The organism is Streptomyces tubbatahanensis, assembly GCF_022699385.1.
Classification (GTDB): Bacteria; Actinomycetota; Actinomycetes; order Streptomycetales; family Streptomycetaceae; genus Streptomyces; species Streptomyces diacarni.
The window spans coordinates 3087501-3113316 of sequence record NZ_CP093846.1 but is presented as its reverse complement, the minus strand read 5'-3'; the positions used below and the strand labels follow the sequence as shown (position 1 = coordinate 3113316).

Below are 25816 nucleotides of genomic sequence, written 5' to 3'. Positions count from 1 at the left end.
TACCGCTGCAGGCGGGGCCCCGAGGGGCTCACCTCTCGACGACGAAGTCCTCCGCCGCGCGTGCCGGGCGCTGCCGGGGCGGTGCCGCGGGCCGCCCGATGGCGACAGCGCCCATGGGGTCCCAGTCGGCGGGCAGCTCCAGGACGTCACGGACGACGTCGCGGCAGAACATCGTGGAGGAGATCCACGCCGACCCCAGCTGTTCGCCGGCCAGTGCGACGAGGAAGTTCTGGATGCCCGCGCCGGTCGCCACCACGAACATCTCCCGCTCGGAGGCGTTGCGCCGCGTATCGGGGTAGGTGTGGGCGCCGTCCGTGGCCAGGCAGGGAACGGCGAGGTACGGCGCGTTGCGCAGCACATCGCCGCGTTTGACGCGCTTGGCGATGCTCTCCTCGCTCTTGCCGTCGGCGCGCAGGTCGGCGACCCACGCGTCCCGCATGGCGTCCAGCAGCCGCAGCCGGGAGCTCTCGCTCTCCAGCAGGACGAACCGCCAGGGCGTGGTGTGGTGCGGCGCGGGCGCGGTCACAGCGGCTGCGACGGCCCGCCGCACCGCCTGCCCGTCCACGGGGTCGGCCGTGAACTCCCGTACGGTGCGCCGCAGCGTCACCGCTTCCCGTACGGCCTCCGAGGTGCCGAGCCGGAACATGTCCGCCGCGGCGTCCCGCACCAGCGCCCGTGCCGTGGCCGCGGGCTCCGTGTCACCGTCCTCACCGCCCTCCTGCGGGGCGGGCAGCACGTGCCGGGCCAGCCCGCGCACCACGGCGACGGGCAGTCCGTCCGCCTTGCCCTTGACCAGTTCGCCCGCGGCGGCCAGCTCGTCGCCGACGGCCGTGACCGTCACGCCCAGTGGGTTGCCGTGGGCGTCGACGCCGCCGCGCAGGTCCTCCAGGACCCGCACACCGGCGGCGCCGATGGCCACATCGGTCAGTCCCTCGCGCCAGGGCCGTCCGAAGGTGTCGGTGACCACGACGCCGACTGTGACACCCAGCGCGTCGCGCACCCCGTCGCGCACCCGGCGGGCCGCGGCGTCCGGGTCCTTCGGGAGCAACAAAATGGTGCCCTTGGGCGTGTTGGAGGCGTCGACTCCGGCGGCGGCCATCACGAACCCGTGCCGCGACTCCACGATGCGCGCGGGGCCGCGCCGGGCGACGACGCGCACGGTCTCCGCGTCGATTGCGGCGTCGCGGTCGTCGGCCTCCACGACGCGGCCTTCCGCCTTGCTCACGATCTTCGACGTGACGATGAGGACGTCACCGTCCGCGAGCGTGCGCCCGTCCGCGCCCGCCGCACGGACGACGAGTGCGGCCAGGTCGTCGCCGGGCCGCACCTCGGGGATGCCGGGCAGCGCCCAGACCTCGTAAGCGGGTGACGCGGAGGCGTGCCCCCCGGACGCGTGCGGCCGGGACTCGGGTGTCGCGTGCGGCCGGGACTCGGGTGTCGCGTGCGGCCCGGACGCGGGTGGCGCGTCCGCGGGGGAAGGGGTCGAAGCGGAGCCGTCCGGGTCGGGGAGCGGCGGCGTCGCGGCCGTCGTCGCTGTCACGCCCGCACCTCCTCGGCCAGCCGGAGCGCCTCCCGGGCCATCTCGGCGGTCGCGTGTTCGTCGCTCATCATCAGTGGTACGGCGCGGCACCGGATTCCGGCGTCCTCGACGGCCCCGACGGTGCCGGCGTCCACGGTGTCCACCAGCCAGCCGTCCAGCAGCCCCGAACCGTAGTGCGCGGCGACGGCCGCCGCGGTGGTCTCCACTCCGACGGCCGACAGCACCTTGTCCGCCATCCCGCGCACCGGCGCGTCACCGACGATGGGGGAGAGGCCGACGACCGGCACGCCCGCGTCCGCGATGGCCTCCCTGATACCGGGCACGGCCAGGATCGTGCCGACACTGACCACCGGGTTGGACGGCGGGAAGAGGACGACGTCGGACGCGGCGATGGCCTCCAGAACGCCGGGTGCGGGCTTGGCGGTCTCGGCACCGACGGGCACCACCGCGTGTGCGTCCACGGACGCCCGCAGCCGCACCCAGTACTCCTGGAAGTGGACGGCCTTGCGGCCGCCTTCCTCCCCCTGCGCCTCCGGATCGTCGATCAGCACGTGGGTCTCGACGCGGTCGTCCGTCATCGGCAGCAGCCGCACCCCCGGCTGCCAGCGCGCGCACAGGGCCTCGGTGACAGCGCTGAGCGGATACCCGGCGGCGATCATCTGGGTGCGCACGATGTGGGTGGCGAAGTCGCGGTCGCCCAGCCCGAACCACTCGGGGCCCACGCCGTAGGCGGCCAGTTCCTCCTTCACGGTGAACGTCTCGTCGGCCCGGCCCCAGCCCTGACCCTCGTGGATGCCGCCACCCAGGGTGTACATCACGGTGTCGAGGTCCGGGCAGACCTTCAGTCCGAACAGATGGATGTCGTCACCGGTGTTGCCCACGACGGTGATCTCCGCGTCGGGCGCCGCGGACCTGAGTCCGCGCAGGAAACGGGCACCGCCGATGCCCCCGGCCAGAACCACAATGCGCTGCATGCGCCCAGTCTCGCAGCCCGGCACCCGCCGCGGACATCAGCCCGCCCCGGCCACCCCCTGGGAAACGGCGCGACGGGTGACGTGGCGGATGGCGCGGTGGGCGGCATGGCGGGGGTCGGACCGTCGAAGAGCACGGGCAGCCCGCACGGCGCCGTCAGGCCGGCGCGCTCCGGGTGGCGGCAGCACCGACAGAGCAGTGCAGGGGCATCTCGGTCAGTCCCGGTGCGTAGACGTGCACACTCACGACCGGGTCCAGCCCGTTGTTGGCCACCTCGTGCACGTATCCGGGGGCGAAGACCCGGACCGTGCCCGGGGCGAGCAGCCGGGTGCCGCTCCCGTGCTCGGTCAACTCGCCCGCCAGCACGCCGAAGACGCCGAACGAGCGCCCGTGGTCGTGCCGCCCGCTGCCCTGGCCCGGCAGCCAACTGAGCAGCCACACCTCGTAGCCGGGCCCGGTGCGCAGACGGTGGTACCAGCGCAGGGTGGGGTCGTAGCGCACCAGGGGCGCCCAGGAGGCGCGGTCGGCGGCCAGTTCGCGGATCACTCCGGCGTACCCCGCGACGGTGCCGGGATGCGCGGGCGCGTGCGGAAGGAGGTGCGGGAGGGCGAGCGGATCGCCCGCGATTTCGACGTCGCTGTTCACGTGCGGCGGTGCCTTCGCAGAGAGCTGGACAGGAGGCTGGGTTGGGCGCGCCGGAGGGCTGCGTGCTTCGGCAGCGGCAGCCAACGCGGGAAGACAGGTGCGGGAGGAACCCTGGCGTGCCGCCCGGCTGGAGCGGTACTCGTCGGCCGGACAGTGGCCGCGCGGCTCGTCAGCCGGTCGGTGGGCGGGCAGAGACCCGGCCCGAGGTCAGGGTGGAGGGTTCAGCGACAGCGCGCCGGACAGTCGTGGGAACAGCGACAGCGGCGGGGCTCCAGGACGTGAGAAGCGACGGGGGAGACGTGTGCACCCCCGGCAGGCCGCAGGGCGAGGGCGCCACGGGCCGTGCGGATCTCAGAGGTCGCTGACATGCGTCCAAGGAGAGCGTTCCGGGACAGCGGTGTCAACCTGACGCCGCGTGGATGAGTGAAGTTTCACCGGTTCCGGTCGCTGCGGACGGCGAAAGGTTTGTGCTGCTCCGCACGGGAGATACGGCGCACCAACCGCACTCGGATCGCCGTTGTCCTTCCGTGACCGGAACGTGATCAGGGCCATCCGGGGGTTGGTGCGGAACGTGAAAGCAGGTCATCACGTTCTCCATACAGAAGCCGGACAAATAGGACGGCCTCCGGATGTGAGTGTCATAGTTCATGCTGATTTGAACACTTACGGCGAACGCTTGGTTCCGCCGGGTGAATAACGGGCTCAATAGCAGATCTCGGCTTGACTGCCCCGGATCGGCACACTTGTAATTTCACTCGTGTCGTTCAAGAAGGTTCGATAACGACAGCATCACGGGGTCGCAGAGACGGATCGAGGGGCGCACATGACCGAGCTGTTCCAACAACTGCTGGTCGAAGAGGCGGACGAGGAGCTGGGCTGGCAGGAGCGCGCGCTGTGCGCCCAGACCGACCCGGAGTCGTTCTTCCCCGAGAAGGGCGGTTCAACCCGCGAGGCGAAAAAGGTCTGCCTCGCGTGTGAAGTCCGCTCGGAATGCCTCGAATACGCCCTCGCCAATGACGAACGTTTCGGTATTTGGGGCGGCCTGTCCGAACGGGAACGGCGTCGGCTGAAGAAAGCCGCCATCTGACGGGGCACCGACCGCACCGACCCCGCTGTTCCACCGCTCCGCCGCTTGGTCGGCCCGCCGCGCCGACGGTCTGCCGCGTCGGCGGTCTGCCGCGCTGACGGCCCGCCGCGTCGGCGGCCTGCCACGCCGACGGCCTGCCGCTCAAGCGGAAACCCACCTGCCGCCGGAGCGCGCAACTCGCGCTCCTCGCACGGCCTGCCTCCGGCCTTCTGGCCGCTCCGGCCTTCCGGCTGCGTCCGGCTGTCCGCTCGTGTGGCGCCCGGAGTCTGGCCGCCCGTTCGCGCCGCGCCCGGCGTCCGGCCGAGACCTGTGGTGTCCGACCGGGACTTCCAGCGTTCGACAGACGACGTATCGCGGTGTTCGACCGGCGTACCGGTCGGCCTGTCGACCGGCGCCCGGCTGGGCGTCCGACGCCTGCCCACCCCTCCCGTTTGACCGCCCTCTCGTCCGGCGTCTCGGAGCCTGCCGGAGACCTACTGGCCTGCCTGCTGTCCGACAGCGGCCTTACGGGCGGCCTCCCCGGCCGCCCGTTCGCGCCGCGTTCGGCTGTCCGTATCGGGTGAGCGGGAGCCGCCGTGAGCGCTCTCGGGTCGTGTGAAGCCCTCTCGGGCCAGTTGCACCAAGGCGCCGGACGCACCTGTGGGAGCCGTTAGTGTGGGGCCGTCCGCGACGCACCGCCCTGGCACAGGGGGTGCGTTCACCGCTCCGATTCGCGTCTTCCGGGGGCTTGCAGCCACAGCGCGGCACCGCCGCGAGGCCCCGGCACCCCGGGGAGGGCCCCTACCTCGATGTCCGTGCACAGCCATATGGCGGCCCATTACGAGGCGGCCGCAGCAGGGTTGGCCACCGTGGAGCCGCCCGAGTTCCCCCGGCACGTCGTCACCGCCGTGCTCGTCGCGCACGACGGCAGGCGCTGGCTCCCCGACGCGCTGCGCGGGCTGCTGGAGCAGAGCCGCCCGGTGCAGAACATCATCGCTGCCGACACCGGCAGCGCGGACAATTCCGCCGAACTGCTCACCGAGTCGCTCGGTGCCGAACGCGTGCTGCACATGGCGCGCCGCACCGGGTTCGGCACCGCGGTCGAGGAGGCCTCCCGCACCGCCCGCAGACTCACCCCCGAGGACCTGCCGTACCTGAAGCGGCCCAGCGGCTGGGACCCGGTCAACAGGGCCTGGCGCGACGACGCCTACGACATGCCTGAGCTGCCCTACGGGGAGCCCGTCGAGTGGCTGTGGCTGCTGCACGACGACTGCGCGCCGGAGGCGGACGCCCTGGCCGAACTGCTGCGCGTCGTCGACACGGATCCGTCCGTCGGCATCGCGGGGCCCAAGCTGCGCAGTTGGTACGACCACAGGCAGCTGCTGGAGGCGGGCGTCTCGCTCGCCAACAGCGGCCGGCGCTGGACGGGCATCGACCGGCGCGAGCAGGACCAGGGCCAGTACGACCAGGTGCGGCCCGTGCTGGCCGTCTCCACGGCGGGCATGCTCATCCGCCGCGACGTCTTCGACCAGCTGGGCGGCTTCGATCGCGCGCTGCCCCTGATGCGGGACGACGTCGACCTGTGCTGGCGTGCGCAGGCCGCGGGGCACCGGGTTCTGGTCGCGCCGGACGCCGTGGTGCGGCACGCCGAGGCGGCCTCGCGGGAGCGCCGTCCGGTCGACTGCGTGGGGCGGGCGAGCCGCAGTGGTGCGAGCCCGCACCGCGTCGACAAGGCGGGTGCCGTCTACACGCTGCTCGCCAACACGTCGGGAGCGATGCTCCCCTGGGTGCTGCTGCGGCTGGTTTTCGGCACTCTCGTGCGCACGCTCGCCTATCTCGTCGGCAAGGTGCCGGGGCAGGCGCTGGACGAGATCACGGGACTGTCCGGCACGCTGCTGCGGGCCGGCCGGGTGCTCGGCGCACGGCGCAGACGGGGCAGGCCCGTGGTGCCGCACAAGGAGCTGCGCCCCCTGTTCCCTCCGCCGGGTGCCACACTGCGCGCCACTGTGGAGCAGATCACCAGCAATTTTTCAGGCCGCTCCGAGGCGGAGCTGTCCGCCGGAGGGCGGCACGGTGCCGTGGAGTCCGGTCCTTCGGACGACGACGCCGACTTCCTGGAGGTCGAGCAGTTCGCGCGCGTCAAACGGGTCGCGCGTAAGCCGGGGCCCGTCCTCTTCGCCGTCCTGCTGATCGTCTCCCTGGTCGCCTGCCGGTCGCTGCTGGGCGGCGGAGCGCTGGCGGGCGGGGCACTGCTGCCCGTGCCCGACACCGTCTCGGACCTGTGGGCGCGCTATCTGGACGGCTGGCACCCCGTCGGCACGGGCGGTACCGAGTCGGCCCCGCCTTATCTGGCCGTCCTCGCCACGTTCGCCACGCTGCTGTTCGGCAGTACGAGCCTGGCGTTGACCCTGCTGCTCGTGTGCTCCGTGCCGCTGGCGGGACTCACCGCCTACTTCGCTTCCCGTCCGCTGGTCGACTCCCGGCTGGTGCGGGCCTGGGGGAGCGTCGCCTACGCGTTCCTTCCCGCCGCCACCGGCGCCCTCGCGCAGGGGCGCATCGGTACCGCCGTCCTGGCGATTTTGCTGCCCCTGCTGGCGCGGGCCGCCGTGTCGGCCTGCGGGCTGTACGGCAAGGGCGGCTGGCGGTCCGCGTGGGCGTACGCGCTGCTGCTGACGCTCACGACGGCGTTCACCCCCCTGGTGTGGCCGCTGGCTCTGGTGCTGGCGCTCGTCGTGCTCGTGGTGCGTGTACGGCAGGGCGGCTCGCCCGGCATGCGCGCGGTGCGTCTCGGGGTCGCCCTCGTGACGCCTGTGCTCCTGCTCGCCCCCTGGTCGCTGTCGCTGCTGACCGACCCCGGCATGTTCCTGAGCGAGGTCGGTCTGGAGTACGGCACCGGTGCCGCCTCCGCCATCGACCTGCTGACGGTCTCGCCGGGCGGCCCCGGCACCACGGACGGTCTCTTCCTCGTCGGCCTGGTGCTCGCCGGGCTGGCCGCACTGCTGCGCGGCGAGCGGCAGCTGGCCGTGCGCGTGGCGTGGGCCGTGGCGCTGACAGGGCTGGTTTTCGCCGCGCTGTCCAACGGTTCGGCCTGGGCGGGTCCCGCCACTCTCGTGTACGGGATCGGGCTGCTGAGCGCCGCCGCGGTCGGTGCCGAGGGCGCGAAGGAGCGGGTGGCGGCGCAGAGCTTCGGCTGGCGCCAGCCCGTCGCCGCGCTGGTCGCGGCCGCGGCCGTCTTCGCGCCCCTGTGCGCGGCCGTGGGGTGGATGGCCGGTGGCGCCGACGGTCCCCTCTCGCGGCGCGACCCGGTGCAGGTGCCCGCCTTCGTCGCGGAGGAGAGCACGACCAGCGACCAGGCCCGCACCCTCGTCCTCGATCAGCCCGAGGGCGCCGCCGAGGTCGGCTACACCCTGGTACGGGGCTCAGGCGCCCGCCTGGGGGACGCCGACCTGGCCGCCGTCGGCGGCGACGACGCGCGGCTGGACGACGTGGTCTCCCACCTCGTCGCGGGGTCAGGAGCCGACCAGACGAGCCAACTGGGCGGCTACGCCGTGCGCTACGTCCTGCTGCGCGACGGCACCGCACGCCAGGTCAGCCGCACGCTGGACGCGACCCCGGGTCTCACCCGCCTCAGCCAGGAGGACGGCAGCGCACTGTGGCGCGTCGACCGGCAGGTCTCGCGGGTCTCGATCGTCCCGGGCGGCGAGGAGAGCGGCGCAGGCGGCGCGGTGACCGCGCCGGTCGCCGTGGCGTCAGGCCCCGTCGAGTCGCACGCGACCCTGCCGGCCGGGCCCTCCGGGCGCGTGCTGCGGCTCGCCGACGAGGCGGACAGCGGATGGCAGGCGAGCCTGGACGGCAGCCCGCTCAAGGGCACCACGGTCGACGGCTGGGCGCAGGGCTTCGAACTGCCCACCGAGGGCGGCAAACTGTCCCTCACGTACGAGACACCCTTCACCCACACGGTGTGGGTGTGGACCCAGGGGTTCCTCCTCCTCGTCGTCCTCGTCCTCGCCCTGCCGGGCCGCAGGCGCGAGGTGGACGACGACCTGCCGGACGCTCCGCCCGCGCCCGACCCGGCGGTCGGAGACGGCCGCAGGGCCCGCCGGCTGCGAGCGGCCGCCGAAGCGGCCGCAGCCGCACCGGGCGGGTCGGAGGAATCGTCGGCCCCCGAGACCGACGTCGGCGCCGAGCCGCACGGCCTGCCCGAGCAGCCCGCCCACGAGCCGTACGGCCAGGAGCAGCCTTACGTGCCGCAGCAGCCCGGGCACCACCCCGGGCCCCCGTACGATCCCGCGGCCGGGACGGGGTACGCCGGGCAGGCCCCCTACGAGCAGTCGGCCTACGAGCAGCAGTCCTACGAGCAGCCTGCCTACGGGTACGACGCCTACGGGCAGCCGGTCTACGGCCAGGTACCGCACCAACAGCAGTACGACCAGGCGCCGTACGACCAGCAGTCCTACGCTCAGCAGTCCTACGATCAGCCGCCGTACGGCCGGCAGGCCCACGGCCCGCAGGCGTACGGGGAGCAGTCCTACGACCAGCAGGGCGGCTACGACAGCTGGCAGGCACAGCAGTACGCGGCACAGGGCGGCCCCGAGGCCTACGGCTACCAGCCGGGACAGGGGACGGGGTACGAAGGGGCGCAGGGTCACGAGGGCACGCCCGGCTACGACGGCACGCCCGGTTACGGCGGGACGGCGGCGCACGACGGCTACGACAACAGGTACGGCAACGGGAGCGAGCAGCAGTGAACCGCACAGTCCTCAGCTTCGGCGGCACCGTCGTCGCGCTGGCTGCCGTGACCGGTCTGGCCACCCTCTGGGCGCCTGAGGAGGCGGCAAACGGGGACAGCGCCAAGCCGGCCGCGTACAAGCCCGTGGAGCGCTCGACGCTGGTGTGCCCCCGGCCGACCACGTCCGACGTCGCGGAGACCTCCTACACGGCGTTCACGCCCAAGGGCGGCCCGGGCAAGAAGGGCAGCGCGGCCCTCTACCCCGCCGAACTCGCCGACACCGAGGCCCCCGCAGGCTCCGGATCGAGCAGCAAGGGCGACAAGGACAGCAAGGACAGCAAGGACAGCAAGAACGACGGGGACAGCAAGGGAGACAAGAAAGAAGACAAGGGCGAAAAGGACGACGGGAACGGGAAGGGCGACGGCAAGAAGGACGGCAAGCCTTTCCTCCCTCTCAGCAGCCCCGGCACGCCGGTCACCGAGGAGACCAGCGATGCCAAGGCGCCCGCGCTCACCGGCACGGCGGACGGCCCGTTCGCGCCGAGTTGGACGGTGCAGCAGACGACGAGCATCAGCGCGGGCGCGGGACGCGGGCTCCTGGGTACCTCGTGCTCGGCCCCGGACACCACCTTCTGGTTCCCCGGCGCCAGCACCGCCGAGGACCGGCAGGACTACGTGCACCTGACCAACCCGGACAGCACCAGCGCGGTCGTCGATCTGGACCTGTACGGCAAGGAGGGCAAAATCAAGGCCGGCGGCGGCACGGGGGAGGGCATCACCGTCCCGCCGCGCTCCACGGTGCCCGTCCTGCTGTCCACGCTGACCCCCGAACCGGTCACCAATGTGACGCTGCACGTCACCGCACGGTCCGGCCGGGTGGGCGCACAGGTGCAGGCGTCCGACCGGAAGTTGGGCGGCGACTGGCTCCCTCCCGCCGCCACCCCGAGCCCCGGCGCTGTCCTTCCCGGCATCCCCAAGGACGCCACCTCCGTGCGGCTCGCCGTCTTCGCCCCGGGCGGCCACGACGCCGACCTGACGGTGAAGCTGGCCGGCCGTTCCGGCCTGATCAGCCCGGCAGGGCACGAGCGGCTGCACGTGAAGGCGGGCATGGTGACCACGGTCGACCTCAAGGACCTCACACAGGGCGAGGCGGGCTCCCTGGTGCTCTCCCCGGCGGAGGGCGAGGCCGAGGCTCCCGGGATCGTCGCAGCGGCCCGCGTGCTGCGCGGCAAGGGCGACAAGCAGGAGTCTGCGTTCGTGCCGGCGACACAGCCCGTGAAAAAGCGCGCGACGGCCGCGGACAACAGCGAGAAGGGCTCCACGCTGTCGCTGACCGCCCCGAAGGACGAGGCGAAGGTCCGGGTGACCGCGTCGGCCGGCAGCGGCGGTGGCAGCCCGAAGAGCACCACCGTGACCGTGAAGGCGCACACCACCACAGCCGTCACCCCGCCGCACCCGTCCGGGGGCAAGGGCACCTACGCGGTGACGGTGGAGCGCCTGACGGGAGGACCGCTGTACGCCTCGCGGATGCTGGAGCGAGAGCAGTCGGGACTGCCCGCCTTCACGCTCCAGGCGCTGCCGGACGACGGGAGCACGGTCGCGGTCCCCGGGTCGGCACAGGACCTGTCGGTGCTGAACGACGACTGAGGTTCCGAGCGGGTCACCGGACACCGGCTGTCCGCCCGGCCGGCTGTCCGCCCGGCCGGCTGTCCGTCCGGTCGACTGTCCGTACAGGCGGCTGACCGTCCGGTCGGCTGTCCGCTTGGACCCGCGCTGCGTCCCTCCGGGGCGCTGGCGGGCTCCCTCGGGCCGGCTCAGTCCTGGCCGTAGCGGGGGTCGACCGACTCGGGGGCGAGGCCCAGCAGTTCGGCCACCTGTTCCACCACGACCTCGTGCACGAGGAGGGCGCGCTCGTCCCTGGTGCGGCTGCGGATCTCCACCGGACGCCGGAAGACGATCACGCGGTCCGGCCGGCTGCCGCCGCCCTCGGTGACCCGTCCGAGCGGTACGGCGTCGTCTTCCTCCCGCACCTCTCCGTTGTCCGAGCGGGGCACCTCCTGGACGGCGAACTCGACACCGGCCAGCTGGGGCCAGTGCCGCTCCAGACGGGCCACCGAATCGCGCACCAGGTCGTCGAACGCCTCGGCACGGCTGACGGCGAGCGGTACTTGGGGCGGCGCGATGGGGCCGCGCATGCCACGGCCGTGGCGGTCTCGGCTGTGCGGCCGGGCAGTGGTCCTGCGCGGCGGTACGGGGCTGTCCATCACCCCTGAGCGTAGCCCGCCGCGCACGTCGCGCGGGGGGCCACCGGCGCGCCGGGAGCCCTGTCGTCAGGCGGCTGCCAGGTCCGCGTCCCCGCGGCCACCTCGTGCGGGGCACTGCTGGACCCTCGGCGCGCGCCCGACGGTCGCCTCGCGATGCCCTGGCGGGCCGCTTGCGGGTCCCTTGCGACCATCCGACGGCGGCTCGCCGGTAATTTGTCGACGCCTTGTCCGCGTGGGTGGAACGGTGCCTCCCTTCTGCCCTGATGAGCGCCTCTTTCGGCCGAACGCCGAGTGTGAAATGACCGTAACCGGGTGAAATGCGCCCGCTTCCGGGTCCTGGCACGCACTGGCGGCAGGGGGCGAAGGGTCTTCGAGCCCTTCCCGCGGGCCCTTTCTGCAGATCAGGCGTTTCCGGCGAACACGGACGACACGGCAGGGTGACGTCGGGGAGAGTCGTCGCGGCCCGCTCGTGAGTGCGGTACGGTCCAACGTCGTGAGCCCTGTACGTCGATGTTCGCGCACCGCTTGCGGTCGTCCCGCCGTCGCGACGCTCACGTACGTCTACGCGGACTCCACCGCCGTCCTGGGGCCGCTGGCCACCTACGCCGAGCCCCACTGCTACGACCTGTGCGCCGAGCACTCCGAACGGCTCACCGCGCCCCGCGGCTGGGAGGTCGTACGGCTCGCTGTCGACACCGCCGCGGCCCGGCCCAGCAGTGACGACCTCGAAGCTCTCGCCAACGCCGTGCGTGAGGCCGCCCGTACGCCGCGCCCCGACCCCCGGGACCCGTCACCGCAGGAAGGGCTGCGGGGTGCCGACGGGCGGGACGCCGACCCGATGGAGGTCGCCCGGCGCGGCCATCTGAGGGTCCTGCGGTCCCCGGAACCGTAGGTCACCCGTGCTGCCGCGCCGCACCTGTCACACCCACGGGTAGATTTGTGCCCGTTGCCGACCGACAACCCAGAAAGGGCTGGCCGTGGCTGATCTGTCTCAGATCGTGAAGGCGTACGACGTGCGCGGTGTGGTGCCGGACCAGTGGGACGAGGAGACCGCCGAACTGTTCGGCGCCGCCTTCGTCCGCGTCACCGAGGCCCCCGCCATCGTCGTCGGGCACGATATGCGGCCCTCCTCCCCGGGCCTCGCGCGTGCGTTCGCACAAGGCGCGGCGTCCCAGGGCGCCGACGTCACCGAGATCGGCCTGTGCTCCACCGACCAGCTGTACTTCGCCAGCGGCCAACTGGACATGGCCGGCGCCATGTTCACCGCCAGCCACAACCCGGCCCAGTACAACGGCATCAAGATGTGCCGCCGCGGCGCCGCGCCTGTCGGCGAGGACACGGGGCTGGCACAGATCCGCTCCCTGGTCGAGCGGTGGCTCGACGCGGGCGGTGCACCGACGGGCGACACTCCCCAAGGCGCCATCGGTCAGCGGGACATGCTGGAGGACTACGCGGCCTACCTGCGGTCCCTGGTCGACCTGTCGGGCATCCGTCCCCTGAAGGTCGTCGTCGACGCCGGCAACGGCATGGGAGGCCACACCGTGCCCACCGTGCTGGCCGAACTGCCGGTCGAACTGGACGCGATGTACTTCCAGCTGGACGGCACCTTCCCCAACCACGAGGCCAACCCGCTCGATCCGAAGAACATCGTCGATCTGCGGCACCGGGTGCTCCAGACCGGGGCCGACATCGGCCTGGCCTTCGACGGCGACGCCGACCGCTGCTTCGTCGTGGACGAGCGGGGCGAGCCCGTACCGCCGTCCGCGATCACCGCGCTGGTGGCCTCCCGCGAGCTGGCCAAGGCTCCGGGCGCCACAGTGATCCACAACCTGATCACCTCCCGGGCGGTCCCCGAGGTCGTCAGGGAGAGCGGCGGCGCGCCCGTGCGCACCCGCGTCGGCCACTCGTTCATCAAGGCGGAGATGGCTCGCACCGGTGCGATCTTCGGTGGCGAGCACTCGGCCCACTACTACTTCCGCGACTTCTGGAACGCCGACACCGGCATGCTCGCGGCCCTGCACGTCCTGGCCGCACTCGGCGGGCAGGAGGGAACGCTCTCCCAGCTGGTCGCCCACTACGACCGCTACCCCTCCTCCGGGGAGATCAACAGCACCGTCGAGGACCAGTTCAACCGCACCAACGCGGTAAAGGCCGTCTTCGCGGGCAGCGAGGGCGTCACCATCGACGAGCTGGACGGGCTGTCCGTCACGGGCGTCAACTGGTGGTTCAACCTCCGCCCTTCCAACACCGAACCGCTGCTCCGTCTGAACGTGGAGGCCTGCGACACGGAGACGGTCGAGCGCATCAGGGACGAGGTGCTGGCCATCGTGCGGGCGGAGACCGAACGGGACGCCCAGGCCTGACGGCGCCCCTGGCCCCGTCCCCCGTCCGCGGCGGTACCCTGACGGCACAGTCAGCACAACACAGTCGGCACACCGCCGTCGCGCCCCGCACCTGGAGGAACACATGCCGCTCGAAGCCGGACTCCTGGAGATCCTCGCCTGTCCGGCGTGTCACGCGCCGCTGCGCGAGGAGGGCGACGAGCTGCAGTGCACCCAGGGTGCGGAGTGCGGCCTGGTGTATCCGGTGCGTGACGGGATTCCGGTCCTCCTGGTGGACGAGGCCCGCCGCCCCGCCTGACCGGCAGGCGTCGCTGTCGGACGGTGCCCGCCGGGAGCCCCGTCGGACGGCTCTCCCCGGACGCTCTGCCGGAGCCTCGTCGGGGTGTCTCTTCGGACGGCTTCTCCGGCGCCCTTCCGGACGTCCCTCGGGTCACAGAACCGTGGCGGCAGCATCGCGCCCGGGGTCACCAAAGGACGGCACCGGCCGCCACGAGGAAGCCACCGGCCGGGCTGAGGTACCACCGGCCGTCCCACCGATCCCCCAGGCCGCGCCCAAGGAACCACCGGAAAGCAACCGGAAGCCGATCGGAGGCTACGGAAGATGCTCGACGAGACGCTCCTCGACGCACCCGAGGCGCTGGCCCGCGCCGACGTCCGCGGCCTGCTGCGCGGGGTGGCGGAAGCCGGGGCACGCGTCCGTACGGGGGTGCGGCACGCCACCGAGGCGGGCCTGGAGAAGCTCCGCCCGGAGGGCCGTCCCCGCGCGCTCCTGGTCGCCGGCCCCGGGCCTGCCACCGCGTGCGTCGCCGACCTGCTCGGCGCCCTCACAGGAGGCGCCGTACCCGTCACACTGTTGCGCCCCTCCGGCGCGCACACGGCCGCCGGAGCGCTGCGCTGGTCGCTGCCCGGGTGGGCGGGCCCTGTGGACCTTCTGCTGCTCGTCACGCCTGATGGGACGGAACCCGGCCTGACGGCGCTGCTCGAACAGGCCTACCGACGCGGCTGTGCCGTCGTCGCCGTCACGCCGGAGGGCGCCCCGCTGACCGACGCACTGGGCGAGAGGCGCGGGTTCGCCGTGCCGCTGGCGCCCGGCCCGTACGAGATCTACGCCTCCCCCGACATGCCCGGAGGCCCCGTTACCGAGGACACGGACGACCGGTTCCGTGACGTCTCCACCGCAGGCGAGGCGGAACAGGCAGACGGCGAGAGCGCCGCAGTGGGAGCAGACGGCGAGAGCGCCACCGCGGCGGCGGGTGGAAGCGCCGCCCGGCGCGGAAACGGCACCCCTGTGGGCGACGCGGGACGGCCCGTCGGCGCACCCGGAACCTTCTGGGCACTCCTCGCACCGCTGCTGCTGCTCACCGACCGGCTCGGACTGACCGAGAGCGGCCCCTCCGCACTCGGTGCGCTGGCCGACCGGCTCGACGAGGTCGCCGAGCGCTGCGGCCCCGCTATCCCTCCGTACAGCAATCCGGGCAAGACGCTGGCCGTCGAACTGGCCGGTGCCCTCCCGCTGATGTGGAGCGAGGGCGGTATCGCGGGCGCCGCGGCCCGCCACTGGACGGCGGCCTTCACGGCGCTGCCGGGCAGGCCGGCGCTCCCCGCAGAACTGCCCGAGGCCATGACCGTGCACGGGGCACTGCTGGCGGGCCCGTACGCCTCAGGTGCGGGAGAGGACGACTTCTTCCGCGACCGTGTGGAGGAGCCCGAAATCCTGCGCCCACGCGTCGTACTGCTGCGGGAGGCGCCCCCGGGCGCCGACTCGGCCACGGTCGCGGCGCGCGACCTGGTCTACGCGCACGACACACCGCTCAGCGAGCTGGAGCCGGCCGAGGGCAGCAGCTCCCTCCAGGCGGCGGCCGAACTGATCGCCACCGCCGATTTCTGCGCCGTTTACCTCGCGCTCGCCGACACCGACTCCCCTTGGGCATGAACCGGCCCGGCACCACGCCGTGCCGGTGCGGCGGTACGCCCTTCCAGCCACTGCACGAGTAGGAACGCACACCTCATGGATCGTCTGGAGAACACCGTCAGGCCGTACGCCTGGGGCTCCACCACCGCCCTGCCCGCACTGTTCGGTGAGGCTCCCACCGGGGAGCCCCAGGCCGAGCTGTGGATGGGCGCACACCCGGGCGCGCCCTCCCGCGTCGTGCGGGGAGCGGGTCCGCAGCCGCTGTCCGAGGTGATCGCGGCACAACCGGAGCGCGAACTGGGTGCGCGGACAGTGGAGACGTACGGTCCCCGGCTGCCGTTCCTGCTCAAGCTCCTCGCGGCGGACGCCCCTCTCTCCCTCCAGGTGCACCCCGACAGCGCCCAGGCGGCGGCGGGCCACGCCGACGAGGAGCAGCGCGGAGTGCCCCTGGACGCGCCGCACCGCAACTACAAGGACGCCCACCACAAACCCGAGCTGATCTGCGCACTCACCCCTTTCGAAGGGCTGTGCGGCTTCCGCCACCCGCATCAGGCGGCGGCGCTGCTGGAGAGCCTCGGCGTCGACGGCCTCAAGCCGTACGCCGACATCCTGCGCGCCCACCCGGAGACCGACGCGCTGCGCGAGGTCCTCACCGCCCTGCTGACGGCCGACAAGGACGAGATGGCCGCCACGGTCGCCGCGGCCGCCGAGGCGGCGGCAGGAAGCGCCGAGCACGCCGTCTACGCGGACATCGCCCGGCACTACCCGGGCGACCCGGGCGTCCTCGCCGCCATGCTCCTCAACCACGTGGTCCTGCGCCCGGGGGAGGCGCTCTTCCTCGGAGCGGGTGTCCCGCACGCCTACCTCAGCGGACTCGGCGTCGAGATCATGGCCAACTCCGACAACGTGCTGCGCTGCGGCCTGACGCCCAAGCACGTGGACGTGGACGAGTTGCTGCGCATCGTCCGCTTCGAACCGACGGACCCCGGCGTGCTGCGTCCCGAGGCGGACGAGAACACGGGCGAAGAGGTCTACGAGACCCCCGCGGGCGAGTTCAGGCTCTCCCGCTTCGCCCTCGTACCAGGAGCCGTCCCGCACGCGCTGCACGCCCCCGCCGCACAGATCCTGCTGTGCACGGAGGGGACGGCCGTGCTGCATGGCACCGAGGGCGCGTGCTCAGACGAGAGTACGGGCTCCGGCGAGAGCGCGGCCTCCGGCGGCGGCGCGCCAAAGGGCGGGGCCGACGGACCCCACGGCGAAGCCGAACTGACCCTCACTCCGGGACGTTCCGCCTACGTGCCCGCCGGGGAGGAGGTACGGATCTCGGGTGACGGTACGCTCTTCCGCGCCACGGTGGCCGTCTGACAGACGCGCCTCGGTGGCCGCCTACATGAGCGGCCGCACCGCAGGAGGAGTCGTCCGTGCGGACGGCCGCATCCGCAGCAGGAAGGACCCGGAAGACGTGAGTGCATCAGGCGGAACGAAGGCGATCGTCGCCGCGCTGGGCGCCAACCTGGCCATCGCCGTCGCCAAGTTCGTGGCGGCGGCCTTCAGCGGCTCGGCCTCGATGCTCGCGGAGGGCGTCCACTCGGTCGCCGATTCGGGCAACCAGGCGCTCCTCTTGCTCGGCGGCAAGAAGGCCAAGAAGGAGGCCAGCGAGGAGCACCCCTTCGGCTACGGCCGCGAGCGGTACATCTACGGCTTCCTGGTCTCCATCGTCCTGTTCACCGTCGGTGGCGTTTTCGCGCTCTACGAGGGCTACGAAAAGATCGCGCACCCCCACGAAGTCGAGCACTGGTACTGGCCGGTGGGCGTCCTGCTCTTCGCCATCATCGCGGAATCGTTCTCCTTCCGCACCGCCATCAAGGAGTCCAACCAGCTCCGAGGGAAGCTCAGCTGGAGCCAGTTCGTACGCCGCGCCAAGGCACCCGAACTGCCCGTCGTCCTGCTGGAGGACTTCGGCGCCCTCATCGGCCTCGTCCTCGCCCTCGGCGGCGTCGGCCTCGCGCTGCTGACCGGCAACGGCGTGTGGGACGGCGTCGGCACCATGTGCATCGGCGCGCTCCTCGTCGTCATCGCGCTGGTACTGGCAGTGGAGACCAAATCGCTGCTGCTGGGCGAGTCCGCCGACCCCGCCGAACGGGAGAAGATCCGCGCGGCCGTCGTCGACGGAGACACCGTCACCCGCGTCATCCACATGCGCACCCTGCATCTCGGCCCCGAAGAGCTCCTGGTCGCCGCCAAGGTCGCCGTGCAGCACGACGACACGGCCGTCGAGATCGCCCACGCCATCGACGCGGCCGAACAGCGCATCCGCGAGGCCGTACCCATCGCCCGCGTCATCTACCTGGAGCCGGACATCTACCGCGCCACGGGTACGGAGCCGACCGCGGCCACCGAACCGTCCGACGCCGGGAGCCCGGGCGCCTGAGGCTCCTCCCGGAGCCGCGCCGAGGGCCGGACGCGACGAGGCCCGCTCCGCGCACGCGGAGCGGGCCTCGTCGCCTCTCACGGGGGCACACGGGCTCATGTACTCAGGGGCTCGGGGGGCTCGTGCGCTCTTGGCTCGGGATCACCCGATCTCGGCGAGTGTCCGCAAGGTGGTCTCCTTGTCGGGCGCCGCCAACAGCCGCTCCCGGAAGGCCGGATCCATCAACGTGCGGGACAGCAACGCGAGGATCCGCAGGTGTTCGTCGCCGGCCGCCTCCTCCGGCACGGCGATCATGAAAACGAGCCGTGCCTTCGACCCGTCGAGCGAACCCCATTCGACCCCCTCAGCCGACCGCGCGAACCCGACGACCGGCGCGGATACCGCATCCGTCTTGGCATGCGGAATGGCGATCTCCTCACCCAGCCCCGTCGTGCCCTGCTCCTCCCGGGCCAACGCAGCCCGCACGAGTGCCTCACCGTCGACGACCTTGCCGCTGCGGCCCAACAGCGCCGCCATCTCCCGGATACCGTCCTCCTTGTCCCCGGCGGCCAACTGCTCCGCGACGGTCGACTCGGTCAGATAACCGGAGAGCACCCGCGGCTGCGAACCGCGCCCGTCGGGCCCAGGCAGCCCCGAAGTCCCTTGCTGCCGCGCACCGGAGGCCTGGGCCCCGACGCTGCCTAGCGCCGCGGGCGCGCTCTCGTCGGAGGGCACGCTTTCGTCGGTGGACGCGTTCTCTTCCGGGGAGTCCGCGTAGGGCAGCTCCGCATCGGGCGATTCCGCATCGGCGGGCTCCGTACGGTCCGCGGGCCCCGAACGGTCGGTGGGCTCCCTACGGTCCGCGGGCTCCGACCCATTGGCGGCCGCGGCGCGCTCCGCCGGGGCGGAGCGCTCGACCTTGGCGCTCCGCCCCTCGCGGCGGGCGCCGAGCGTTGCCAGACCGACCGTCGTGGCCGTCGTCACGGCCGTACCGACGACGATGGCCAGGAAGAACATCGCGATGCCGTCGACCGCGCCGAGCACGGCCACGATGGGCCCGCCGTGCGGCACGTTGTCACCGACCGACGCCAGACCGGCGACACCGCCCGCCACGGCGCCACCGAGCATGTTGGCCGGAATGACCCGGGCGGGCCGCGCGGCCGCGAACGGAATGGCGCCCTCGGTGATGCCGAAGAAGCCCATGAACAGGGCGGCCAGGCCCGTCTCCCGCTCCTGATCCGAGTACAGCTTGCGCCGCATTAGTGTTGCCAGACCCTGGCCCAGCGGCGGCACCGGGATGGCCACCGCACACATGCCCATCACTTCGGGGCTCTTGGAGACCAGGCCGGTGCCGAAGAGGAACGCCGTCTTGTTGACGGGGCCGCCCATGTCGAACGTGATCATCAATCCGAGCACGACGCCCAGCAGTGCCGCGCTGGTGCCGGTCATGCTGCCGAGAAAGTCGGTGAGGCTCTCGAAGACCCACGAGATCGGCTTACCGATGACGTAGACGAAGAACAGTCCGAGCGCCGACGTCGACACGACTGGGATCACGATGATCGGCATGATCGGCCGGACGAAGCGCGAGACCGGCACCAGTTTGATCCAGCGCACCAGGTAGCCGGCGAGGAACCCGGTCACGATCGCCCCGATGAAGCCCGCGCCCGACTCGGAGTCGTACAGCTCACCCGTGTTGGCGATCCAGCCTCCGATCATCCCGGGCACCAGCGCAGGACGATCCGCGATCGCGTAGGCGATGTAGCCGGAGAGGATCGGCACCATCAGCGTGAACCCGATGGTGCCGACGTCGTTGAGGTGCTTCCAGAAGCTGCCGTCCGGAATCACCAGCCCGCCGTCGGCCTGCGGGTGGCCGCCGAGAGCGAGCGAGACGGCGATCAGCAGCCCGCCGACGACGACGAACGGAATCATGTACGACACGCCGTTCATCAGCGCCTTGTAGCCGACGCTGCGCTCCCGGCCCTTCGCTCCGGCAGGCCCCGGTGCCGCACCTGCGGACCCGGAGCCGTGAGGACCCCCACGACCGCCACCGGCACCCGAATCCGGACCCGGACCCGTGCCACCGCGCCCGCGCCCGCTGCCGTCCCGGCCGGCTGGGCCGCCACCCTCGCCCTCCTGGGCGCCGCCCTCCCCAGTGGTGGCGGCGACGGGTATCCCGTCGTGGTGCACAGGGGCCTGGCGTACGCGGTCGATGAGGCCGTCCGGATCGCTGACACCGTCCGCCACCCCGGCGAGCAGCACCCGCTTGCCGGCGAACCGACTGAGGTCCACGTCCTTGTCAGCGGCGATGATGATGCCGTCAGCGGAGCTGACATCGTTGTCAGAGAGTACGTTCTCAGCCCCGATGGAGCCCTGTGTTTCCACCTTCATGGCGATCCCACGGGCTTCGGCCGCTTTGGTCATTTTTTCCGCCGCCATGTACGTGTGCGCGATTCCGGTGGGACACGCGGTCACAGCCAGCAGTTTCCGCCCCGACTCGGACGGCGGCGACGCTCCGTCGCGTGGATCGACAGGACCGGTCACGTGAAACTCCTAGATCAGCCGGTATGTGGAGGGTGTTTCTTGCGCCGTCGCCAGTCGCGGCCGCGGCCGCGACCGGACGCTCCCAGCTCGCGCGACCCGGCCGAGCCGCTCACTCCCGCAGCCGGTCGCAGGCCCCTGGCGCCCGGACCGAGCCCCACGCCCGACCGTGTCCCGCCGCACTCACGAGACGTCACGCTGAACCACGAGGCGCCTCGGGGCCACGCGCCGACAGCCGTGCCGCGGTCGCAGCCGCAGTCGCACGCGGCGGCCCGGTCGAGCCGCGGACGCGTACGCGCGTACGCCGGACGTGCCGTAGCGCGAGCGCTCCCAGGTTGCCTGTGCCCGAACGGAGTCCGGACGGAGGCCGAACAGAGCCCGGACGGTGCTCGACGGCCGACGCGGTCGCTCCCGCGGTCGCAGAGACCGCAGAGTGCACAGAACCAGCCGGACCGACAAGAACGCAAGCGGCCGAAAACCGACCCCGAGCCGTACTTGCTGTCGACGGCGCCGATCCGGTCCCCTGGACAGGCGGTGTAAATTCGTAGGGTCAGACGTCGCTGCTGATGGCGGTCGGGAGAGCCCGCACGACGGGCCACCGAGGGAGAGAGGGCCTCCGACGGACTGAGCTGCGAGCAGGGGACGAGTGTGTCCGGTGACGACAGCGCGCACCGCGCGGTCGGCGCCGCCGCCGTCCCGCGCCGCAGCACGGACCAGTCAGCCCCATATCTCGACATCGAGGAGCAGCTCGCACATGACGACGACCTCCACGACCGGCCAGGACTTCAAGGTCGCGGACCTCTCGCTGGCCGCTTTCGGCCGCAAGGAGATCACGCTGGCCGAGCATGAGATGCCCGGCCTGATGGCGATCCGCAGGGAGTACGCGGCGGACAAGCCGCTCGCCGGCGCCCGCGTCACCGGCTCCCTGCACATGACCGTACAGACGGCCGTGCTCATCGAAACCCTCGTCGCCCTCGGCGCGGAGGTCCGCTGGGCCTCCTGCAACATCTTCTCCACCCAGGACCACGCGGCCGCCGCGATCGCCGTCGGCCCCGAGGGCACCGCGGACAACCCGCAGGGCATCCCGGTCTTCGCCTGGAAGGGCGAGACCCTGGAGGAGTACTGGTGGTGCACGGAGCAGGCCCTCACCTGGCCGAACACGCCCACCGGCGGCCCGAACATGATCCTCGACGACGGTGGTGACGCCACCCTCCTCGTGCACAAGGGCGTCGAGTACGAGAAGGCCGGCGCGGCCCCCTCCGTCGACACCGCGGAGAACGACGAGCACCGCGTCATCCTGCAGCTGCTCAACCGGACCCTGTCCGAGAACGCGCAGAAGTGGACGCAGCTCGCCTCCGAGATCCGCGGCGTCACCGAGGAGACCACCACCGGCGTCCACCGCCTCTACGAGATGCAGCAGGCCGGCTCGCTGCTCTTTCCGGCGATCAACGTCAACGACTCCGTCACGAAGTCGAAGTTCGACAACAAGTACGGCTGCCGCCACTCCCTCGTCGACGGCATCAACCGCGCCACCGACGTCCTCATCGGCGGCAAGGTCGCTCTCGTGTGCGGTTACGGCGATGTCGGCAAGGGCTGCGCCGAGTCCCTGCGGGGCCAGGGCGCCCGGGTCCTGATCACCGAGGTCGACCCGATCTGCGCCCTGCAGGCGGCGATGGACGGCTACCAGGTGGTGACCCTGGACGACGCGGTCGAGACCGCCGACATCTTCGTCACCACCACGGGCAACAAGGACATCATCATGGCCTCGGACATGGCCAAGATGAAGCACCAGGCCATCGTCGGCAACATCGGCCACTTCGACAACGAGATCGACATGGCCGGCCTCGCCGCCATCGACGGCATCGTCAAGGACGAGGTCAAGCCGCAGGTCCACACCTGGACCTGGCCGGACGGCAAGACCCTCATCGTCCTGTCCGAGGGCCGGCTGCTGAACCTGGGCAACGCCACGGGACACCCGTCCTTCGTGATGTCCAACAGCTTCGCGAACCAGACGATCGCCCAGATCGAGCTGTTCACCAAGCCCGAGTCGTACCCGACCGACGTCTACGTCCTGCCCAAGCACCTCGATGAGAAGGTCGCGCGGCTCCACCTCGACGCGCTCGGCGTCAAGCTGACCACGCTCCGCCCGGAGCAGGCCGCCTACATCGGCGTCCCGGTCGAGGGCCCGTACAAGCCGGACCACTACCGCTACTGACCCGACCCACCGGCCTGGCACGGTGTGCCCGGGCCAGACCGGTGCCGGCGTCCAGCGCCCCGCTGCACCTCGGTGCGGCGGGGCGCAGCGGGTTCCAGGCCTTTGATCGGGAAGGGCGCCCCTGAGTGCTCCGGAGCCGGAGAGGTGTCAGGGGCGGCCGCGGGAAAGGGCCGAGTCGAAGCCGCCTACCCTGGGCGAGCGAGGAGGCGTCCGGGTGTCGGCCTTCCTCCGCGTCATCGGGCGAAGAACTGCCCCGTCACCGCACCGACCCTGGAAACCGCCCATGCCCCGCGGCCGCTATTCGCTCCACGATCCGCACGATCACTCCTTTCTCGGCGAAGAACACTTCCACTGCGCCACCGGCCCCTCCGGCTGGCGCTACGTCTCGCAACTCACCACCCCCACCGGCGAGCACGCGGGCTCTGTCGACCTCACCCTCGACGAACTCGGCCGTCCCCTCCGCCTCGAGCTGCACGCGGCCGGCTGGCAGGTCCGCGGAGCGGCACTGGACGGCGTCACCTGGGTGCGCTCCGACCCGGCCGGCGAGCGAGCCCAAGAGGGCAACGCCGCCGCGCACACCTTCACCGGGGCTTCCCCCGCATTCCTCATCGCGACGTCCCGGCTGCTGCGGCCGGCCCCCGGCGACCGGGCCACCCGCGTACGTCTCGTCGCGTTCACACCCCCCGTCCTCGCACCTCGCACTCTCGACCAGTCCTGGGCACTGGAGAACAGCGAAGCACACGCCACTGACAACGCCCCCCTCATCGTGGAGAACTACCAGGTCAACGACCTGGAGACAGGGGAGCAGCACGCCGTGCACCTCGCCGGCGACGTGGTGCTCGCGGCGCCCGGCATCGAGCTGGAGGACCTCGAATCGCCGCCGTCGAGCTTCGCGGCGCCACCGTCGTAGACGTATGCGCCACCGTCGTACACGTATGCGGTGCCATCGCAGTGGACGTACGCGGCGTCACTGTGGCCGACGCGTGCGGGGCCGCCCCAGGCGCGGGGGCGCCTCAGGGGAAGACCCTCGCGGCACCGCGAACCGTGAACCGGGAACAACGAATCGAAAGCGCGAACGCGTCCGCGCACGCGCACTGCGGCCTCTGGCTGAGGTGGCAGGCGCCTCTCGCCGGGGCCCCGGCTATGTGGGCGGGACGAACCCGGTGCCCCGACGCGTCGTCGGCCCCTCATCGTGGTCGGTGGAGGGCGCGTCCGAGCTGCCGCGTCGATGGTCCGAGCCGTCCGCGCGCGACGCACTGTCCGAACCGTCCAGGCGGTTCGAGGCGTGCACATGGCCGGGGGTGTCCGCCTGGGGCGACTCCGAAGCAACCGGACCGTCCGAAGAAGCGGGGAGCCGCGACGCTGTCGTTCCCTCAGCAGCCGCACGCGCGCCGGACGCCGCGGGGAAGAAGCGTTCTCCCTCTCGACGACGGCGCTCGGCCACCACGCCCGCCAGATAGACAGCGGCCGACATGCCCCGCGGAGCCGGCGCACCGGTCCAAGCCGTGACGTCGTCCGCCAGCCGCTCGGACAGCGAACGGCTCACAGCGGGATCCAGCTGGGCGGCCCGCATCAGGTACTGCCGTACAGAGAGCCACAGCGGATCCGGTACGCGCGACAGGTCGAGCGCGGCGAACTCCCCGGCGAGCCACGCCGGTGGAGGCGGCACGGATTCACCCTTTGGTACAGGCACCCGTTCGCGCACCACCAGCGTTCCTGCGAAGACGTCGCCGAGACGCCGCCCCCGTACGGACACAAGGGAGGCCGTGCAGGCGACGAGGCCGAACAGCAACTGAATCTCCACCACACCGATCGCTCCACGCACCAGCGCGTGCCGGAAGCGGATCGGCCCACCGTCTTCCCGCACGACCCGTAGGCCGGCGGCGAGCTTCCCTACGGACCGGCCATGCGTCAGCGTCTCGACGGCGATCGGCACCCCGACCAGGATCAGCAGGAAAAGCGCCACCTGTACGGCCGCGAAAGCCGCCGCGTCGAGTGACGCCGTGGCCACGGACAAAGCCAGCGTCAGCGCGAGATAGATGACCCATGCCAACAGCAGGTCCAGACAGACGGCCAGTGCTCTGCTCGGCAGCCGGGCAGAGCGCAATCCCAGCACGACCGCGTCCCCCGTGATCAGCTCACTCACCGCGCACCACCCTCGCTCCCTCCGCGCCCCGCGTGACCCGTCCCGCACAGTCTCCCAGTACGACGATCCGCCTGGCGCTCTGCCAAGCTCTCCTCATGGACCTGGATGTGTTCGTCTCGGCCCACCGTGCCGACTGGGAACGCCTGGACGAGCTGCTGCGCCGTCCCCGCCGCCTGACCGGCCCGGAGACGGATGAACTCGTCACGCTCTACCAACGTGCCGCCACGCACCTCTCGCAGATCCGGTCGAGTGCGCCGGACCCCGCCGTCACCGACCGGCTCACCCACCTGGTGGCCCGGGCCAGGAGCGCGGTCACAGGAGCACGCGCAGCCGGCTGGCGCGATGCCGCACACTTCTTCGCCGCGAGTTTTCCCGCAGCCGTCTACAGGTCCCGCAACTGGTGGGTGCCGACCGCCCTGCTGTCCACCGTTCTCGCAGCCGTCATCGCCTGGTGGATCGGCACCCACCCGGAAGTGCGCGCCACCATCGGCGCCCCGGACCAGCTACGCGAGATGACACGTCCGGGCGGCCAGTACGAGACGTACTACTCGAGCCATCCGGCGGCATCCTTCGCCGCGCAGGTCTGGACGAACAACGCTCAGGCCGCCGCCATCTGTCTCGTCTTCGGCGCCCTCCTCGGACTTCCGGTGCTCTGGGTGCTCTTCCAGAACGTCGTCAATCTCGGCGTCGGACTGGGACTCATGGGTTCCGCAGACCGTCTCGACACGTTCCTCGGACTTCTCCTCCCCCATGGCCTGCTGGAGCTGACAGCCGTCTTCGTGGCCGCAGGCACGGGCCTCCGTCTCGGATGGACGGTGATCGATCCGGGCCCACGAAGCCGGCGAACCGCACTGGCGCAGGAGGGCCGTTCCGCCCTCGGCATGGCCATCGGCCTCGCCGCAGTACTCCTCGTCTCGGGGCTGATCGAAGCCTTCGTCACTCCGTCCGGCCTTCCCACGTGGGCGCGCGTCCTGGTCGGCGTGCTCGCCGAACTCGCCTTCCTCGGCTACGTGTACGTGGTGGGCCGTCGAGCGGCG

General features: G+C 72.0%; 18 protein-coding genes (1 of these 18 running past the window's edge). 12 read left to right on the top strand and 6 right to left on the bottom strand.

Annotation, left to right across the window (positions count from 1 at the left end):
• Window positions 1-28: 28 nt before the first annotated feature.
• The 3 genes from MMF93_RS13300 to MMF93_RS13290 all read right to left on the bottom strand — a co-directional run bounded on the left by MMF93_RS13300 (window position 29) and on the right by MMF93_RS13290 (window position 3157).
• Entirely contained in the window at window positions 29-1540 is a 1512-nt protein-coding gene (locus MMF93_RS13300; protein ID WP_274709459.1) for a coenzyme F420-0:L-glutamate ligase, read from the bottom strand.
• Entirely contained in the window at window positions 1537-2514 is a 978-nt protein-coding gene (gene cofD, locus MMF93_RS13295) for a 2-phospho-L-lactate transferase (protein WP_242751506.1), read from the bottom strand. Before cofD ends, MMF93_RS13300 begins: the two co-directional genes overlap by 4 nt.
• 154 nt (window positions 2515-2668) lie before the next feature.
• Complete coding sequence (locus tag MMF93_RS13290) at window positions 2669-3157, bottom strand: cysteine dioxygenase (RefSeq protein WP_242751505.1); 489 nt, start codon at window positions 3155-3157, stop codon at window positions 2669-2671.
• Window positions 3158-3980: 823 nt separating this feature from the next.
• Here MMF93_RS13290 and MMF93_RS13285 point away from each other — a divergent pair.
• The 3 genes from MMF93_RS13285 to MMF93_RS13275 all read left to right on the top strand — a co-directional run bounded on the left by MMF93_RS13285 (window position 3981) and on the right by MMF93_RS13275 (window position 10599).
• Complete coding sequence (locus MMF93_RS13285) at window positions 3981-4244, top strand: WhiB family transcriptional regulator (protein ID WP_016910644.1); 264 nt, start codon at window positions 3981-3983, stop codon at window positions 4242-4244.
• Window positions 4245-5032: 788 nt separating this feature from the next.
• Window positions 5033-8971: a glycosyltransferase family 2 protein gene (locus tag MMF93_RS13280; protein ID WP_242751504.1), complete on the top strand. Its 3939-nt coding sequence runs from the start codon at window positions 5033-5035 to the stop codon at window positions 8969-8971.
• Window positions 8968-10599: a DUF5719 family protein gene (locus MMF93_RS13275; protein ID WP_242751503.1), complete on the top strand. Its 1632-nt coding sequence runs from the start codon at window positions 8968-8970 to the stop codon at window positions 10597-10599. Before MMF93_RS13280 ends, MMF93_RS13275 begins: the two co-directional genes overlap by 4 nt.
• A gap of 167 nt (window positions 10600-10766) precedes the next feature.
• Here the strand turns inward: MMF93_RS13275 and MMF93_RS13270 are convergent, their stop codons facing one another.
• Window positions 10767-11216 carry a metallopeptidase family protein gene (locus tag MMF93_RS13270; protein ID WP_242751502.1) on the bottom strand — a complete coding sequence of 150 codons (450 nt, stop codon included), beginning with the start codon at window positions 11214-11216 and terminating at the stop codon, window positions 10767-10769.
• A 493-nt stretch (window positions 11217-11709) separates the two neighbouring features.
• Between MMF93_RS13270 and MMF93_RS13265 the strand changes: the two genes are divergently transcribed.
• The 6 genes from MMF93_RS13265 to MMF93_RS13240 all read left to right on the top strand — a co-directional run bounded on the left by MMF93_RS13265 (window position 11710) and on the right by MMF93_RS13240 (window position 17901).
• On the top strand, window positions 11710-12108 hold the full coding sequence (locus MMF93_RS13265) for a DUF3499 domain-containing protein (RefSeq protein WP_181856274.1): 399 nt from the start codon (window positions 11710-11712) through the stop codon (window positions 12106-12108).
• An 85-nt stretch (window positions 12109-12193) separates the two neighbouring features.
• Window positions 12194-13579 (top strand): phosphomannomutase/phosphoglucomutase, encoded by a 1386-nt coding sequence (locus MMF93_RS13260; protein WP_242751501.1) that lies wholly within the window; start codon window positions 12194-12196, stop codon window positions 13577-13579.
• Window positions 13580-13682: 103 nt separating this feature from the next.
• Window positions 13683-13856: a Trm112 family protein gene (locus MMF93_RS13255; RefSeq protein ID WP_114014170.1), complete on the top strand. Its 174-nt coding sequence runs from the start codon at window positions 13683-13685 to the stop codon at window positions 13854-13856.
• 303 nt (window positions 13857-14159) lie between these two features.
• A complete protein-coding gene (locus MMF93_RS13250) occupies window positions 14160-15491 on the top strand; it encodes an SIS domain-containing protein (protein ID WP_242751500.1) in 1332 nt (443 codons plus the stop codon).
• 75 nt (window positions 15492-15566) lie between these two features.
• On the top strand, window positions 15567-16835 hold the full coding sequence (manA, locus tag MMF93_RS13245; protein ID WP_242751499.1) for a mannose-6-phosphate isomerase, class I: 1269 nt from the start codon (window positions 15567-15569) through the stop codon (window positions 16833-16835).
• A gap of 97 nt (window positions 16836-16932) precedes the next feature.
• Window positions 16933-17901, top strand: a complete 969-nt coding sequence (locus MMF93_RS13240; RefSeq protein WP_242751498.1) for a cation diffusion facilitator family transporter — start codon at window positions 16933-16935, stop codon at window positions 17899-17901.
• 141 nt (window positions 17902-18042) lie between these two features.
• Here MMF93_RS13240 and MMF93_RS13235 read toward each other — a convergent pair whose 3' ends face one another.
• Window positions 18043-20421 (bottom strand): fructose-specific PTS transporter subunit EIIC, encoded by a 2379-nt coding sequence (locus MMF93_RS13235; RefSeq protein WP_274709458.1) that lies wholly within the window; start codon window positions 20419-20421, stop codon window positions 18043-18045.
• Between the two features lie 751 nt (window positions 20422-21172).
• On the opposite strand from MMF93_RS13235, the gene ahcY reads away from it, so the two are divergent.
• Window positions 21173-22633, top strand: coding sequence for an adenosylhomocysteinase (gene ahcY / locus MMF93_RS13230; protein ID WP_242751497.1), 1461 nt, complete (start codon window positions 21173-21175; stop codon window positions 22631-22633).
• A 283-nt stretch (window positions 22634-22916) separates the two neighbouring features.
• Window positions 22917-23543 (top strand): hypothetical protein, encoded by a 627-nt coding sequence (locus MMF93_RS13225; RefSeq protein WP_242751496.1) that lies wholly within the window; start codon window positions 22917-22919, stop codon window positions 23541-23543.
• A 231-nt stretch (window positions 23544-23774) separates the two neighbouring features.
• Here the strand turns inward: MMF93_RS13225 and MMF93_RS13220 are convergent, their stop codons facing one another.
• Window positions 23775-24779, bottom strand: a complete 1005-nt coding sequence (locus MMF93_RS13220) for an RDD family protein (protein ID WP_242751495.1) — start codon at window positions 24777-24779, stop codon at window positions 23775-23777.
• A gap of 95 nt (window positions 24780-24874) precedes the next feature.
• Between MMF93_RS13220 and MMF93_RS13215 the strand changes: the two genes are divergently transcribed.
• On the top strand, window positions 24875-25816 hold the 5' portion of the coding sequence (locus MMF93_RS13215; protein ID WP_242751494.1) for a stage II sporulation protein M. The gene runs 66 nt beyond the window's last position; only the first 942 of its 1008 coding nucleotides appear in the window; the start codon lies at window positions 24875-24877; its stop codon lies beyond the right edge, outside the window.

Excerpts from the sequence above, each read along its gene's own strand:
- MMF93_RS13255 (WP_114014170.1), top strand. The coding sequence starts at position 13,683 with ATGCCGCTCGAAGCCGGACTCCTGGAGATCCTCGCCTGTCCGGCGTGT.
- MMF93_RS13270 (WP_242751502.1), bottom strand. The coding sequence starts at position 11,216 with ATGGACAGCCCCGTACCGCCGCGCAGGACCACTGCCCGGCCGCACAGC.
- manA (WP_242751499.1), top strand. The coding sequence starts at position 15,567 with ATGGATCGTCTGGAGAACACCGTCAGGCCGTACGCCTGGGGCTCCACC.
- MMF93_RS13250 (WP_242751500.1), top strand. The coding sequence starts at position 14,160 with ATGCTCGACGAGACGCTCCTCGACGCACCCGAGGCGCTGGCCCGCGCC.
- MMF93_RS13225 (WP_242751496.1), top strand. The coding sequence starts at position 22,917 with ATGCCCCGCGGCCGCTATTCGCTCCACGATCCGCACGATCACTCCTTT.
- MMF93_RS13285 (WP_016910644.1), top strand. The coding sequence starts at position 3,981 with ATGACCGAGCTGTTCCAACAACTGCTGGTCGAAGAGGCGGACGAGGAG.
- ahcY (WP_242751497.1), top strand. The coding sequence starts at position 21,173 with ATGACGACGACCTCCACGACCGGCCAGGACTTCAAGGTCGCGGACCTC.
- MMF93_RS13280 (WP_242751504.1), top strand. The coding sequence starts at position 5,033 with ATGTCCGTGCACAGCCATATGGCGGCCCATTACGAGGCGGCCGCAGCA.
- cofD (WP_242751506.1), bottom strand. The coding sequence starts at position 2,514 with ATGCAGCGCATTGTGGTTCTGGCCGGGGGCATCGGCGGTGCCCGTTTC.